The following is a 14,695-nucleotide window of genomic DNA, read 5'->3' on the forward strand; positions in this document are numbered from 1 at the left end:
ACTGATAGTCTGACAATAGACGACAAGGATTATGATAAATGCAAACGTTTAATCATCTGATAACGACCCGCCCACATGAGGTGCGGCAAGTATTCATCAGCGATTTGCATTTATCGCCAGAGGAGCCTGCCTTAGTGCAGGCTTTTTTGGCGCTACTTGATGACTGTCTGGCCCTGCCCGTCCTCAAACGCTTATTTATCTTAGGCGATTGGTTTGAAGTCTGGATCGGTGATGACGCTTATTTGACGTTATCAGATGCCGCGCGCCAAACCCACTGGCTCACCCCGCTTATCGCTAAATTAAAACAACTGCGCATCAATGGCTGTGAGATATTAGTGATGCATGGCAATCGTGATTTTCTGCTGGGTCAGCCGTTTTGCAACCTGTTTGGCGGGGAGCTGATTGATGAGCCGCATATGTTAACCATCGGGCAGCAACACTACCGTCTCGAGCATGGCGACGCGCTCTGTACCGATGATAAAAAATATCAGTTTTTTCGTAAAATAATGCGCAATCGTCTAACCCAGTGGTACCTGCTGAATAAATCCCTAGAAAAACGCTTGGCTATCGCGGAAAAAATGCGCCAAAAAAGCCAACAAAACAATGCCAATAAAGCCGCTCACATTATGGATGTCAACGATGAGGCGGTAATACAAGCCGTGGCTAATAGCGATAGCGATGCGCTGCTACATGGTCATACCCATCGTCCAGATATCCATCAAGCAACGACAGATAAAAAACGCTACGTGCTGGGTGACTGGCGGCTGCTAAATAAAGATGCCCGTAAACCAACCGTCAGCGCAGTGATTGGTGTGATGATCGCTAATGCACACTCAGATAGCAATAAAGCCAAATTTGAACTGGTTGAATTTAGCTCACTGGTCTAGCTTCTTTTTTTTACAAACCAAACGATGTCATAAAATAAGGGTTCGCTAACTAGTTAGCAGACCCTTTATAATTGGCTATTCACTTATTAAGTGCAGGCTCATTACTTGTCGAGCTTAACTTATCAATCTTATTAAGGCATCAGTTTAAAAAAGTGCTGACGATAATGCTTTAGCTCACGAATAGAGTCACGGATATCATCTAGCGCGAGATGGCTGCCGCCCTTTTCAAAGTTTTTTAAGATATCAGGGCGCCAGCGAAAGCACAGCTCTTTAATCGATGACACGTCAAGGTTGCGATAATGAAAGAACCGCTCCAGCTCTGGCATTTGCCGCGCCAAAAAGCGACGATCTTGACAGATCGAGTTACCGCACATCGGCGACTTACCGCTATCGACCCATTTATTCAAAAACTTAATGGTTTCCGCTTCAGCCTCTGCCAGCGTCACCTTACTACGGCGCACCCGATCGATCAGACCTGACTGACCATGTTGCTTGGTGTTCCAGTCATCCATTTTGTTTAATACCTGATCGGATACTTTAATCGCAAACACCGGCCCTTCTGCAAGGACGTTTAAATCTTCGTCAGTGACGACAGTGGCAATCTCGATAATCTCATCGTTTAAGGTATCAAGTCCGGTCATCTCTAAGTCAATCCATACCAGCCCTTTTTTGCCTTGACTTTTGATCTTAATTTTATTGGGATGGTCGCCGGTAGTCATAAAATATCCTATGGTCAATAATGTTTGGAGCAAGTTGTTATATAAAAAGTGCCGTTTTATCTACGGTGACAAGATGAGGGCTTGGGATTTAACAGTGCCAAATCAGCCCTGATATTACAAAACCACTATCTGCCACGGACGGTTTAGGCTGTATGTTAGCAAATTTTCACGCTACACTTAGCAATATTTTTATAATAGGTCAAAACCATGGCATTAATACGGCAACGCAAACTGACTAAACAACAGATTCGTCGCATTGACAAACAGCAGCTCGACAGTCAAGACAGCCTCGATGACAGTTTGATGGATGGCGTGGTCATGGCGCATTATGGCAAGCAGCTAGAGGTACAAATCACCAGCTTGCCTGCGGTGCTACCGGTGCAGCCAGAGATTGCGCCTGATGATCCTGAGCCATTTTGGCAAGCGCTGGAGTTGGGCGATATATGGCGCTGTCATGTGCGTACCAACCTGCCTATGCTGGCGGCAGGCGACCACGTACGCTGGACAGCTGACCCCAATACCGGCTTTGGCCGTATCGAATCGGTCAAACCGCGTACCTCTCTTGTCTCACGCCCAGATCGGTATCATAAGCTCAAACCTGTCGCTGCCAATATCGATATCTTGGCGATTGTGTTTGCGCCACTACCAGCGGCGGCGGCGTCCCTGATCGATCGCTATTTGGTGGTCTGTCATCACGCGGGCGTCAAGCCGCTATTGGTATTGAACAAAGCCGACCTACTCGCACAAGAAGACGGCGTCGATACCAGAGAGCTTTTGACTCAATACGCGGCTCTTGGTTACGAGAGCGTACTGACGTCGGTTGACTGTCCTGAAAACATCGCCGCTAGCGACGCCCAAACAGGTCTTGATGAGCTCAAGCGTCATATAGATAAAAAGCTGGTGATTTTTGCTGGACAATCTGGCGTCGGTAAAAGCAGTCTTATCAATGCGCTGTTGCCTGAGTCAGGGCAAATGGTCAACGTCATCTCCGAAAACTCGAAACTTGGCCAGCATACCACCACCACCAGTCGTTTATTGCCTTTTAATCCAGAGGACTTGACCGAGGGCGGCATCGTCGATACGCCTGGCATTCGTGAGTACGGGATTTGGCATCTGACTCCTGATGATATTATTTCAGGCTTTATTGAGCTTGCCCCGCTCGCTGGTGATTGTCAGTTCCGTGACTGTCGTCACACTCATAACAGCAAAGGCTGCGCATTATGGCAAGCGGTAGCTGATGGTGATGTGCTACAGCGCCGAGTCGAAAACCTGGTGACCTTGAGCGAAGAGGCTGATACCAAGCCCTATTAATAACGCTATGTATCAAATCAGCATTATTAAAACGTAGGTTGCTCATCATACATTTACTATAGATGACCTAATCGGTATAATAGCGCCTTGTTCAAAATCATTGAGCTATCTTCTCGGCTTAATAGAACACTTATTTTTTGGAGGTATGGTTTGGATCGTGCGCTAGAATTTGTGGGCAACCACCCGTTTTTGTTTGGTATATTAGCCGTACTTGCTGTACTGTTTTTTACCATCGAAAACAAACGTAGTGGTAGAAAAATATCGCCCAACACGCTTGGTATGATGGTGAACTCGCAAAACGCGCAGCTGATCGATATTCGCGCCAAAAAGAAATTTTTGACCGGCTATATTCAAGGCAGCCGCAACATACCTTTTACTGAGCTAAAAGATCGCCTAGAAGAAATCCGCGCCATCCAGCAGCCAGTGGTCATCATCTGCGACATGGGCGTACAGGCAGGCGCAGCCATTCAAATGATTGGCAAAGATGACGTTTATCGCTTAGAAGGTGGCATTGGCGGCTGGCAGGCAGCTGGTATGCCACTCGTTGGCCTAAAAGATGCTAAGTCAAAAACCAAAGGCAAGGCCAAGCCGTCATTGCACAAATAGCTGGTGCTGCATTATTTAGTATCAGTAACCATCAAAAAGACACCGCATTTGGGTGTCTTTTTTTATGTGGTATATAGTCGATGTACTCTAAAAAGAATATAGCGCTACTGGGATGCTATTTTTAAACGTAGGTTGCGCAGCCTCTGGGAACGCAGCACGCAAGTAAAATTTTAGCGGCCTTGCTGGTTAAGCAGCGCCTTTTTGGCCCATCCCGCTTGAATTTGCCTGACACATCCCCACTGTACTAATAAGCCCGACCCAATACCTCGCACGTTTACTTGTGAGTAACTGATAATCATCATTTTTATCACATAATTTTTTATCGTATTTTTTATAATCACTAGGGTCTGTTAAGCATTCCACTTTTTATTCATATTTTTTATGCGTAGTTTTTTATAATAAAGTCATTACTGACGACCATACTGACCAATAAGGATTTATCATGACTGTATCTGTCAAAGTTTATACCACGCCTATCTGCCCGTACTGCTCTAACGCCAAACAACTACTAAAAACCAAAGGCGTCGATTATGAAGAAATCGGTATGCACGATATGACGAGCGAAGAGCGCCGCGCATTGATGCAAAAGACCAATAACTATCGCACCGTGCCACAGATTTTTGTGGGTGATACCTTTGTCGGCGGTTTTGATGAGCTCAATCAACTGAACCAACAAGGCAAGCTTGACGAGCTATTGGCTGGTTAATTTACAAGTTTTTTGCAACCTTGTTTTGCGGTTTGTCATCAGCTGTGTAATGATAAGCAGCGGCAAAATAAAACACGGTGTTATGCAATGCGTGTGATAAAACGGCGAGATTGGTCTTTTTGATTCAATCTAGGCTACTATTGCCATAAGGCTTTTATGACGAAGCTTTTGTTGTAGTATTTTTAATCATAACTTGCCCAATCATTTGATCTAATTTTAGAGGAATTATCATGGCTGAAGAACAAGCACAACCACAATTGGCACTAGAGCGCATTTATGTAAAAGACATGTCACTTGAGGTGCCAGGCGCGAGCGTATTTACCAAAGAGTGGAACCCAGAGCTTGACATCAATCTCTCTAGCAACGCAGAAAAGCTAGACGACGATCATTATCAAATCGTCTTGACCGTCAGCGTGACTGCAAAAAATGCAGGCGAAGCTGCATTTATCGCTGAGGTGCATCAAGCGGGTATTTTCTTATTAAAAGACATTCCAGAAGACCAAATCGGTCAAATTCTAGGCGCTTATTGCCCAAATGTGCTATTCCCCTATGCACGCGAAGTCATCAGCGACATCGTCACACGTGGTAGCTTCCCGCAGTTACTGCTCGCTCCTGTAAACTTTGACCAAGCCTACGCACAAAGCCAGCAGCAAGCACAAGTTGATGCGCAAGGTAATGCATAAGCAGTAAGCTGCTAAAGCAGAAAGCTGTTGTGCAAAATGCGTATTAAAAGCCGCTTACTTATCATAGGTAAGCGGCTTTTTTTATGAGTATGGTTGTGTGTGGGCAGGGTTGTACGGGCATGGCTATATGAATGCGTATCAGCCACAAAAAAACCCTGCTAAGAAACAGGGCTTTCAATCACGGCATCGGTTATCTTATAACAAGATTAACCCTTTAGCGCCGTTAAGATTTGTTGTTTGACATCATCAATCGCTTGCGTGCCGTCAAACTTATCGTAGTTCGGCGCATCACCACCTTCAGCCGCTTTGTTTTGATAAAAATCTACCAGCGCTGAGGTTTGCTGATGATACGTCGCTAGGCGATCACGAATGGTTGATTCTTGATCGTCCTCACGCTGGATCAGCGCTTCACCCGTTACATCATCGATACCTTCGACCTTTGGCGGATTGTGATCGACGTGGTAAACACGGCCTGAGCCTGGGTGCTGGCGACGGCCAGACAAACGCTTGACGATTTCGTCATCAGGTACGCTGATTTCGATGACATGGTCGATTGCAACATCCGCATCAGCCAGCGCTTGCGCTTGTGGAATCGTACGTGGAAAACCATCTAAGATACAACCATTGGCACAGTCAGGCTTGGCGATACGTTCTTTCACTAGGTTAATGATAAGGTCGTCAGATACCAAACCACCAGCATTCATGATGTCTTTGGCTTGTTTGCCAAGCTCACTGCCTTCTTTGATTGCTGCTCGCAACATATCGCCAGTTGAGATCTGCGGAATATCATACTCTTTAGAAATAAACTGGGCTTGGGTACCTTTACCGGCGCCTGGTGGACCTAGCAAAATAATACGCATCATTACACAACTCTCCTTAATAGGTAGGATTTTGGGACTAATAAATACTTAGGGATTGGTTGGTTGCTAAGCTACCTTACCTTGTGGCTTGACAAAGCTCAAGTATTTTCATTATCTGCAGTAAAAAGTCGCAATGACTTCTCTGTTCATATAATGCAGTTGCGCGCTGCTGTGACGACGACAGCGCGCTTACTGAGCAGGTAGTAGTCGCTACTAACAACCGTTATAAATACTAGGGAATTTGTTGATTGATTTCAACATTGGCCTGATTTTGATCGGCACTAATGACCACAGGGTTGCCAGACAAGTCGCCTGACTCAGCCGTCGCGGTGCCGCTATGACTGATACGAGCGATCACTGCCAGCTGTACCTTGTCTGCACGCGCCGATTGCAAGGTGCGTTCAGGCATCATCGCATCGAGATCGCTTAGACTGATAGTTGCCTCGCCTTGTTTGATCACGCTGATCGGTAAGCGCTTGGCGGCAAATGGCGGCCCACCGTTGACATCACGTATCGCCACAAAAAGTACATCGTCTGCCTTGACAAGTGGCAACAGGCTAGCGCTGATTCTAATGCTTACCTCTACCCCTTCTGAGGCTTGCTGCTGCTGCGCGCTGACATTGGCGCTGAGCTCATCTAGGCTGGCTAAGGCTTTTGTATGGTCGCCAGGTTTGGCCGCGATACTGCTCCGCAGACGTTTAATCCAGCCTTGCGCCTCTTCAAAGTTATTACTACGCGCCTCACCCATGGCCATCAGCATTTGCGCGCCTTCGTGGCTTGGGTTTTTGGCCAGCACGTCCTGCAAGACGCGGCGACTGGTGGCGTCTAGTTGGCCTTTATTGGCAAAGAAGCTGATCTGTGCATAGGTCGTCGCAATCTCCTCGTTATCAGGCGATAAGCGATAAGCGCGTGATAATGCCTCTAGCGCCGAGTCTGTCGCTTCTAATGACAAAAACAGCTCAGATAAACGCATCCAGCGATTGGGGTCATCAGCATGACGATAGACATTGGTCTGCATCGCGCTGATAAGCTGCTGGCCGTTTTCGATTGCCCATACAGGTGGCTGATCGATTTTGCCAGTCAACAAATCATCAGCGACTTTTCCGACCTTGTCTTCGGCCGTCCACAGATCAAACACAGGCGTTCGGTCACCCACCATCAGATACGCCAGCGCAGCCAATACAGGCACCCAAACCATGAGGATCAAGCGGCTTTTGATACCAGGGGTGACCATCGGCGTGACTTCACGCTGGGCATCCAATAGTTGCCGCTCAAGCTCAAGCTTTTGGTTTTGGTAGTGAGCATCATCGATGGTGCCACTGTCTTTGTCTGTTTTTAGCTCTGCCAGACGCTCGCGAAACACCGCCACGTTGATATCTAGTAGCTGGTTGTCCACAGAAGTGCCTGATGTACGCGTGGCGCGCAGCCATGGCATGATGGTAATAACAGCAAGGAGTAAGGCAATCAGTAAGCTTAGAGCAATAAATAAGCCAGCAGTAGAGAATATGGTCATTTTTTGTCCTCGGGGCTTGTGGTGTCATGAGCGTCATTATCGGTGCTATTGGCACGCGATAGCAGACGATCAAGTTCGGCTTTTTCGGCGACAGTCAGCTCCGAGGCGGTATTATCTACCGTCACTCTACTCTGACCGCTCGCTACCAGCTGACGGCGACGGCTTTGCCAAAACCACCCTATCAATAATACAATCAGTAGCAATGGCGGAAAAAACCATAAAATCCATGTCGATGGACGTACAGGTGGCTTGTAGCTGATAAAATCGCCGTAGCGCTCTTGCATATAAGCGCGAATCTCACCATCACTACGACCGTCTTTTACCATATCGTAGGTTTTTTGCTTTAAATCTTGAGCGATCGGTGCATCAGAGCCGGCCAAGTTTTGGTTTTGACATTTCGGGCAACGCAGCTCTTCGATTAGCCCTCGGTATTGGGCTTCTTGTTGTACAGAGTCAAAATCATATACCTCTATCGCCGCGTAACTTACGCTACTGAGCAAGCACGCTAGGACAACGCCTGCTAGCTTCAGTATCAGGGTAGATAAGTGATTGGCCATCATTTACATGCCTCCGCAACTTGAGCTGGATCTGGGCTGATGTTTTTATCATTGGCGTCATTGAGCACCATAAGACAAGGGGTGATACGGCTTTGCCAATTGCTCTCGTTTACCTCCCCAATAATATGCTGGCGAATAACACCCTTCCCATCGACCACAAAGGTCTCAGGCGCACCGGTCAACCCCAAATCCAAAGCAAATTGACCAGATAAATCTTGAATAGACATCAAAAACGGATCGCCGCCGCGGTTGAGATAGCTGAGCGCATCACCGATATCGTCTTTGTAGTTGACGCCCACCAAGTTGACACCGCGCTCCTCTAGCTGCATCAAAAAAGGATGCTCGATAATACAAGTGGGACACCAAGAGCCCCAAACGTTGAGCAAAAACGGCTGATCGGGCAAATTGTCGTTGGTCATGATACGGCTGGTGTCTGACAATAATGGCAACTCAAAAGGCGGCACCGGACGCTCAAGCGCCGTATTGGTCACGATATCTGTGGGCTTACCCAGACGCATATACAGCATAACGAGTAAGCCGATAAACACAATCAGCGGAATCAAGAACCATACTTTTAGCTGCTTTTTGTTCATGGTTTTAGACCCCTGTACAGAGGTTTTTTGGATGCTATTTTCAGAGGAATGATTGGATGAGCTCATGTGTTTACGCCCCTCTCTTTGGTGCTGGTGTGTCCAAGTCGGCAACCGTGGCAAAGCCTGATTTTTTGGCAGCGACTTGCGCAGGTGTCTTGTCTTTATTAAAACGATAACGCTTATCAAGCATACTGAGCAGCGCACCTAACGCCATGATGATTGCGCCTAGCCATATCCAGCGAATCAGTGGCTTCACATAGATACGAATTGCCCATTCGTTACTGTCAGCGGCGATAGGCTCACCAAGCGCCACATAGACGTCACGCATGAGGCTAGCATCAACGGCAGCTTCGGTCATTGGCATCATACTGATGATATAGTTACGTTTTTCAGGATACAAAGTTGTGACATCGCGCCCATCTTTGCTGACCAATACTTCAGCTTGAGTAGCATCAAAGTTACTGCCTTTGACTTCGCGAAAGTCCTTAACCGTAAAGTCATAGCCTTGGACATGGACGCTCTCGTTTGGCCCTAGTGCCACATCACGCTCGATGCTGAGCGTGCTGGTAAAGGCCACACCAATGACAGCAATGATGACACCAATATGCGCGGTTTGTTGCCCCCAATAGCTCAGACGCAGCTGGCGCAGCCCCTGCAGACGACTCGGGGCGTTTTTGGTTTTATCCTTGAAATCAACGACCATCCAAAACAACACCCAAAAACTAATCGCCAATGTCACGCCAATATTGAGCATGGCAGAGGGGCTAGTAAAGTAGGTGATAATCGCAGCCAGTACCAGACTACTTGCGGCAATCACCATGCCAGCGCCCAAGAGCGGACGGCTGTCTTTTTTCCAGCGAATGTTTGAGCCCATACCCATCGCGATGAGCAGCAGCCACGTCAGTGGCACAAACAGCGCGTTGAAGTACGGAGGGCCGACAGAGACCTGACCGAGGTTAAAGGAGTCAGCGATAATCGGATATAGCGTACCCAGCAATACCACCAAGGTAGCAATTAAAATAATAACGTTGTTAATCACCAAAAACGACTCTCGTGAGATCAGCTGATACTGACTCTCAACCGTCAAGCGCCAACCGCGCACCGCAAACATCAACAGGCCGCCGCCCACAACGATACCAAGAATCATCAAAACCACCAGCCCGCGCGTGGGGTCGGCAGCAAATGAGTGCACGGAGGTAATCACCCCTGAGCGCACCAAAAAAGTACCAAGCAAGCTCAGCGCAAAGGCAAAAATAGCCAGCATGATCGTCCAAGCCTTAAAGACCCCGCGTTTTTCGGTCACCGCCAGCGAATGCAGCAAAGCCGTACCAGCCAGCCACGGCATGAGTGAGGCGTTTTCTACAGGATCCCAAAACCACCAGCCGCCCCAGCCAAGCTCATAATACGCCCACCAAGAGCCAAGAGCGATACCAACGGTCAAAAACCCCCAAGCCGCTAGCGCCCATGGACGCGACCAACGTGTCCATACTGCATCCAAACGCCCTTCCCACAATGCCGCCATACAAAAAGCAAATGGCACCGCTAAGCCTACATAGCCCATATACAGCATCGGTGGGTGAATGATCAGCCCAAAATCCTGCAAAAGTGGGTTGAGATCTACCCCATCTACGGGCAGATTGGGCAAGGTACGATCAAATGGCGACGAGGTAAAAATCAGCATCGCCAGCATCATGACCTGCACACCGGCCAATATCACGAGTACCCGCGCGCGCATCGACAACGGTAAGCCACGGCTAAAATAGGAGACCAGCGCGCACCACGTGGCCATGATGGTCATCCACAACAAGAGCGAGCCTTCGTGTCCGCCCCATGTCGCCGAGAGTTTATAGTACCAAGGCAACAAAGTATTAGAGTGCTGCGTGACATAGACGAGACTAAAGTCATTGAAATAAAAGCCTGCCATCAATGCAACAAATGAAAAAATCATGGCAGCAAACTGTGCCCACGCGAGACTGGGCGCGAGACGCTGCCAAGCAACGTGATCGCGCATGACGCCAACGGTTGGTAATACCACCTGCAAAATCGCCAATATAAAGGCGGCCAGCAAGGCAAAATAACCCAATTCTGTGATTAACATACGGTCTAACCTTGTTTACCTTGGATACAATTAAGGATTCGCCAATAGCCTTTTGGCCCCTGGCAAACGCGAAATAGTCCTTTATGCGGTCATAGTTTACGGTTAAAAACGGCGGTTTTAATGGCTATAGAAGCTGTAAAACTCGCTACTATTGTCGTGATGCATCAATGGGAATCATTGATACAAAAAACGTATCTGCTATTTATACTGATACTCAGCGATGCGCCCATGACAGATCACTGTACTGAAGGAAAAAACACCAAGACCAAATGCAGCCAGCCTGCCAAAAACCCTGTCAAACCACCAAGGATGATCAGCGTCATCTCGTCCTCTTTAAAGGCAGGACGCAGCAGGTTTTGAAACTCATTTGGCGTCAGTGCCCGAATCCGATCGCGAAACATCCCAAATATTTTACTGGCACGGCTCTCATTGAGCTCAGGGTCACGCAGCGGCACCATCGTGGCCACGATTGACTTATCAATAATGGTGTTTTTTAGCTGACCATACTCACGGCGGCCCAGCCCGACACGCAATGTGGTACTGATCACAGGCGACTCTAACACCTGATACAAATGCGACTTCATCAAGTCACGCGTCTGCGGCGCGCGCGCGCCATACATCATCTCATTCATGATGTTTTCTAACGTCACCAAGTCTCGCACCACAATCTCAGCAAACACCTCAGAGACCTCTTCTTGCCGCTTCATAAAACCGCCCTGCAAACGGTACTGGGCAATGTGCGGCATTTGCGGCTGAATAAACGGAAAGCGGCGCCGAACTGTAAAAAACTTCACATAAGGTATAAAACGCGGCTCAACGGGATTAAACACCATCCAAATCGCAATCCAATTGGTCAAAAAGCCCCAAATCGCCGCAAAAAACGGCACGGTCCAATGCTGCGGCACCACCAAAAAGATAAACATCTGGATAATACCAAAGACCAGCCCAATCAAAGCACTGATATGCCAGATAAAATCTATCTCTTTTTGGCCAACTTTCAAAAACATATTGACCATCAAGCGGCGATCACTCTCCATTTTATTGACAATCATCTGACGCATATCGACAAGATCTTCGACATGGTACGTCAAATCCGTCACCAAGGACTGCATGATGCTTGGCAGCTCTTTGTGCGCTTGGGCATAGACGCGGCGCTTGACAGCATATGGCAAATTACCCCATAAGGCTGGCGAATGATCGAGCATAATCTCATCAATCAACATCTCAAGGTTTTTATCGACCGTCTCCGTGATAAAGACCGCCATCTGCTCAGGCTCCATCGCCTGAAAAAACTCATCAAGCGACCCAAGCTTTGATAATGTCTGATCGACGATAACACCCGATATCTTACCGGCTTTACGCGGCACGATACCCTGCCAGCCAATACCTGGCAAACCAAAAAACGGAAAGTTTGGGATACGAATACCCCAAAACTTAATCGGATAAAACAGCATTTTGAGCGCCATCCACACGTGTGCCCAAGTGACAAAAGCGGTCACCGGCGGAATGGTTAGCATGGCAAAAAACTCTGGATGCTCAGCGATTGTCTGCCACAATGAAGTTACGTCCATGATTTATCTGGTTCCTGACAGGTTGATTGTCGGTGCTAGTAAATGAGCGTTAGCAAACTTCGAGCGCGGCAAAAAGACGCGCGGCCATCATAACGACTATAAAACAAATCGCCTGATTTTAGCATACTTGCTATTTATTAGCACACGTCGCAGCGCGCAATTTGTGACTCATCTGACAAATAACGGTGAGCCACTGCCAGCGCTGACAAGCCCATCCAACATAACATTCGCGCCTTTTAGGTCGTGTCTACTGATATTCACTTTATATGGACCTGATGATGGTGGTCGGCCAGATAGCGCCTGATAGCAGATAATCGTGACAAACCCGCTGACGAGTACTGCGCCCGCGCATAGCTTCTGTTATAATTTGTCCACCAACCACATAAGATATCAGCTAGTCAGTTGCTAAGATATCTTTTTGAGCAAAGACCATCTATGTGATTGAAACTCTTTGCATTATCCTTTATTCTTACCGCGCTTTGGCAAACCTGTCTATTTGTTTGCTTGTTTTTTGTTATCCATGTTTTGCTGACTCAGCTTTATTGACTCGCTGACCGTTTGGGCTTTGATTTTTATGAATAAACCGCTGACTCCCAATACCGAACAGGTCAATCGTATTTTTACCAATCGCATTATCATTTTTGGCGCTATTATACTTCTAGGCTTGGGTGGTCTGATACTGCGTTATGGCTATCTGCAGGTCTATGCGCATGATAAATATACGACGCAAGCGGACAATAACCGTATCAAGCTGATTTCAGCGCCGCCGAGCCGTGGCTATATCTATGATCGCAACGGCATTATCTTGGCCGACAACCAACCTGTCTTTACCGCGATGCTCAGCCCTGATGAGGTCGAAAACCCTGAGCGCACCTTAAACTTGCTGGCGCCTATTTTTGATCTGACAGAGACGGACATCACTGATATTTTGGCACGTCTGAATAAAGCCAAAAACGATCCAGTCACCATCAAGATTGACCTAACCGAAGCACAGGTGGCGCAGTTTAGCGAGCGTAAACCGTTTTTTCGGGGCGTGACGATTCGAAGTAAGCTGACACGCTCCTACCCTTATGATGAGCTATTTGCCCATGTCATTGGCTATGTTGGCCGTATCAATGACAAAGAAACCAAGCGTATCGACAAGGATCGTTATGCAGGCACTGACCTCATCGGTAAAATCGGTATCGAAGATTATTATGAAGATATCCTCTTAGGGCAGCCAGGCTATCAATCGGTTGAGACCGACGCACACGGCAATATCATCCGCCAACTAGATACCAAACCACCGATCGCGGGCAACGACATCACTTTGAGCTTAGATTATGGCCTACAAAAAGTCGCCCAGCAGCAGCTAGATGGCCGCCGCGGTGCCATTGTGGCTATTGACCCCAAAACAGGCGACGTACTGGCGTTTGTGAGTAACCCAAGCTACGATCCTAATCCCTTTATCTCTGGTATCTCCTTTAAAGATTATGGCGACCTGCGTGATGACCCAGATCAGCCGCTGTACAACCGTGCGCTGCAGGGCATGTATCCCCCTGCCTCTACCATCAAGCCCTTTGAAGGCTTGGGCGCGCTGCATTATGGCCTACGGGAGTGGGAGACCTCTATCTATGACCCAGGGTATTTTAGCTTGCCAGGCGACAGTCACCGTTTTCGTGACTGGAAACGCGGTGGTCATGGCTCAGTCGACCTCAAAAAATCGGTGGTGATGTCGGTGGACACTTACTACTATAAACTCGCCTATGAGATGGGCATTCAGCGCCTGCATGACTGGATGGTGCGCTTTGGTTTTGGAGAGCAGACGGGTATTGACTTGCCGCATGAGCGTTCAGGTATCATGCCATCGCCGAAGTGGAAAAAAGAAACTTATGATAAAGACTGGCTACCGGGTGAAACCATCTCAGTCAGTATCGGTCAAGGGTATTTTTTGGCGACGCCGCTACAGGTAGCCAACGCCACCGCCATGACGGCCAGTAAAGGGCAACATATCACCCCGCATCTACTCAAAAGTAGCGACGGCGCAGCGGATGTAAAGATCATCAGCAAACCGGATGGCAAAATCGACTACAATGGCAAGCCCTCAGACTGGCTACGCATGCATGACGCGATGGAGAGCGTGATAAAAAACGGTACCGGACGCCGTATTTATACCTCCAAATATCGCATCGCAGGCAAGACGGGTACCGCACAAGTCAAGTCCATCGCCCAAGGCAAGCGCTATGATAAGTCTGCACTCGATAAGCGCCACTGGGACCACGCGTGGTTTAGTGGCTTTGCCCCTGTCGATGACCCACAAATCGCGCTGGCGGTGCTGGTCGAAAACGGTGGCGGCGGTAGTACCGTTGCCGCCCCAATTGGCCGCGCGCTCTTTGATTATTGGGTACTGCAGCGGCACGATGACCCTATCTTGCCACCGACAGCAGACGAACTAAAAGCCATTAAACGTCAAAAAGCGTTTGACAAAGCCATGCGTGAGGCGCTGCGTGATAAAGAAGAAAAAGCACAAGCTGAGCAAACTGCCAATGCAGCGGCACAATAGGATACATAGGAATAATAAGCAAAATAAAGACCATGACCAGACACGGTAA

General features: G+C 48.1%; 13 protein-coding genes. 6 read left to right on the forward strand and 7 right to left on the reverse strand.

What is annotated here, in order from left to right; all coding sequences use genetic code 11:
• Positions 1-38 precede the first annotated feature (38 nt).
• Positions 39-887, forward strand: coding sequence for a UDP-2,3-diacylglucosamine diphosphatase (locus C6W44_RS01025; protein ID WP_105243870.1), 849 nt, complete (start codon positions 39-41; stop codon positions 885-887).
• Positions 888-1,018: 131 nt separating this feature from the next.
• On the opposite strand, the gene orn is transcribed toward C6W44_RS01025, so the two are convergent.
• Positions 1,019-1,606, reverse strand: coding sequence for an oligoribonuclease (gene orn, locus C6W44_RS01030; protein WP_105243871.1), 588 nt, complete (start codon positions 1,604-1,606; stop codon positions 1,019-1,021).
• 207 nt (positions 1,607-1,813) lie between these two features.
• On the opposite strand from orn, the gene rsgA reads away from it, so the two are divergent.
• The 4 genes from rsgA to secB all read left to right on the forward strand — a co-directional run bounded on the left by rsgA (position 1,814) and on the right by secB (position 4,912).
• Entirely contained in the window at positions 1,814-2,917 is a 1,104-nt protein-coding gene (gene rsgA / locus C6W44_RS01035) for a ribosome small subunit-dependent GTPase A (RefSeq protein WP_105243872.1), read from the forward strand.
• A gap of 150 nt (positions 2,918-3,067) precedes the next feature.
• Positions 3,068-3,523: a rhodanese-like domain-containing protein gene (locus C6W44_RS01040; protein ID WP_093068718.1), complete on the forward strand. Its 456-nt coding sequence runs from the start codon at positions 3,068-3,070 to the stop codon at positions 3,521-3,523.
• Between the two features lie 442 nt (positions 3,524-3,965).
• A complete protein-coding gene (gene grxC, locus C6W44_RS01045; protein ID WP_075100643.1) occupies positions 3,966-4,229 on the forward strand; it encodes a glutaredoxin 3 in 264 nt (87 codons plus the stop codon).
• Between the two features lie 230 nt (positions 4,230-4,459).
• Complete coding sequence (secB, locus tag C6W44_RS01050; RefSeq protein WP_075100642.1) at positions 4,460-4,912, forward strand: protein-export chaperone SecB; 453 nt, start codon at positions 4,460-4,462, stop codon at positions 4,910-4,912.
• Between the two features lie 206 nt (positions 4,913-5,118).
• Here secB and adk read toward each other — a convergent pair whose 3' ends face one another.
• The 6 genes from adk to C6W44_RS01080 form a co-directional block, all read right to left on the reverse strand.
• Positions 5,119-5,772: an adenylate kinase gene (gene adk / locus C6W44_RS01055; RefSeq protein WP_172953130.1), complete on the reverse strand. Its 654-nt coding sequence runs from the start codon at positions 5,770-5,772 to the stop codon at positions 5,119-5,121.
• A 232-nt stretch (positions 5,773-6,004) separates the two neighbouring features.
• Complete coding sequence (ccmI, locus tag C6W44_RS01060) at positions 6,005-7,285, reverse strand: c-type cytochrome biogenesis protein CcmI (protein ID WP_105243873.1); 1,281 nt, start codon at positions 7,283-7,285, stop codon at positions 6,005-6,007.
• Positions 7,282-7,845, reverse strand: coding sequence for a cytochrome c-type biogenesis protein (locus tag C6W44_RS01065; protein ID WP_105243874.1), 564 nt, complete (start codon positions 7,843-7,845; stop codon positions 7,282-7,284). Before C6W44_RS01065 ends, ccmI begins: the two co-directional genes overlap by 4 nt.
• A complete protein-coding gene (locus tag C6W44_RS01070) occupies positions 7,842-8,501 on the reverse strand; it encodes a DsbE family thiol:disulfide interchange protein (protein ID WP_105243875.1) in 660 nt (219 codons plus the stop codon). Before C6W44_RS01070 ends, C6W44_RS01065 begins: the two co-directional genes overlap by 4 nt.
• A 4-nt stretch (positions 8,502-8,505) precedes the next feature.
• Entirely contained in the window at positions 8,506-10,533 is a 2,028-nt protein-coding gene (locus C6W44_RS01075; protein ID WP_105243876.1) for a heme lyase CcmF/NrfE family subunit, read from the reverse strand.
• Between the two features lie 236 nt (positions 10,534-10,769).
• Positions 10,770-12,104 carry a hypothetical protein gene (locus C6W44_RS01080; RefSeq protein ID WP_105243877.1) on the reverse strand — a complete coding sequence of 445 codons (1,335 nt, stop codon included), beginning with the start codon at positions 12,102-12,104 and terminating at the stop codon, positions 10,770-10,772.
• A gap of 574 nt (positions 12,105-12,678) precedes the next feature.
• On the opposite strand from C6W44_RS01080, the gene mrdA reads away from it, so the two are divergent.
• A complete protein-coding gene (mrdA, locus tag C6W44_RS01085) occupies positions 12,679-14,646 on the forward strand; it encodes a penicillin-binding protein 2 (protein WP_105243878.1) in 1,968 nt (655 codons plus the stop codon).
• Positions 14,647-14,695 lie beyond the last annotated feature (49 nt).

This window comes from Psychrobacter sp. Marseille-P5312 (assembly GCF_900291405.1).
Classification (GTDB): Bacteria; Pseudomonadota; Gammaproteobacteria; order Pseudomonadales; family Moraxellaceae; genus Psychrobacter; species Psychrobacter celer.

Bases quoted from the DNA above. Each gene is read 5' to 3' on its own strand.
- C6W44_RS01025 (WP_105243870.1), top strand. From the start codon at position 39: ATGCAAACGTTTAATCATCTGATAACGACCCGCCCACATGAGGTGCGG.
- orn (WP_105243871.1), bottom strand. From the start codon at position 1,606: ATGACTACCGGCGACCATCCCAATAAAATTAAGATCAAAAGTCAAGGC.
- rsgA (WP_105243872.1), top strand. From the start codon at position 1,814: ATGGCATTAATACGGCAACGCAAACTGACTAAACAACAGATTCGTCGC.
- grxC (WP_075100643.1), top strand. From the start codon at position 3,966: ATGACTGTATCTGTCAAAGTTTATACCACGCCTATCTGCCCGTACTGC.
- secB (WP_075100642.1), top strand. From the start codon at position 4,460: ATGGCTGAAGAACAAGCACAACCACAATTGGCACTAGAGCGCATTTAT.
- adk (WP_172953130.1), bottom strand. From the start codon at position 5,772: ATGCGTATTATTTTGCTAGGTCCACCAGGCGCCGGTAAAGGTACCCAA.
- ccmI (WP_105243873.1), bottom strand. From the start codon at position 7,285: ATGACCATATTCTCTACTGCTGGCTTATTTATTGCTCTAAGCTTACTG.
- C6W44_RS01065 (WP_105243874.1), bottom strand. From the start codon at position 7,845: ATGATGGCCAATCACTTATCTACCCTGATACTGAAGCTAGCAGGCGTT.
- C6W44_RS01070 (WP_105243875.1), bottom strand. From the start codon at position 8,501: ATGAGCTCATCCAATCATTCCTCTGAAAATAGCATCCAAAAAACCTCT.
- C6W44_RS01075 (WP_105243876.1), bottom strand. From the start codon at position 10,533: ATGTTAATCACAGAATTGGGTTATTTTGCCTTGCTGGCCGCCTTTATA.
- C6W44_RS01080 (WP_105243877.1), bottom strand. From the start codon at position 12,104: ATGGACGTAACTTCATTGTGGCAGACAATCGCTGAGCATCCAGAGTTT.
- mrdA (WP_105243878.1), top strand. From the start codon at position 12,679: ATGAATAAACCGCTGACTCCCAATACCGAACAGGTCAATCGTATTTTT.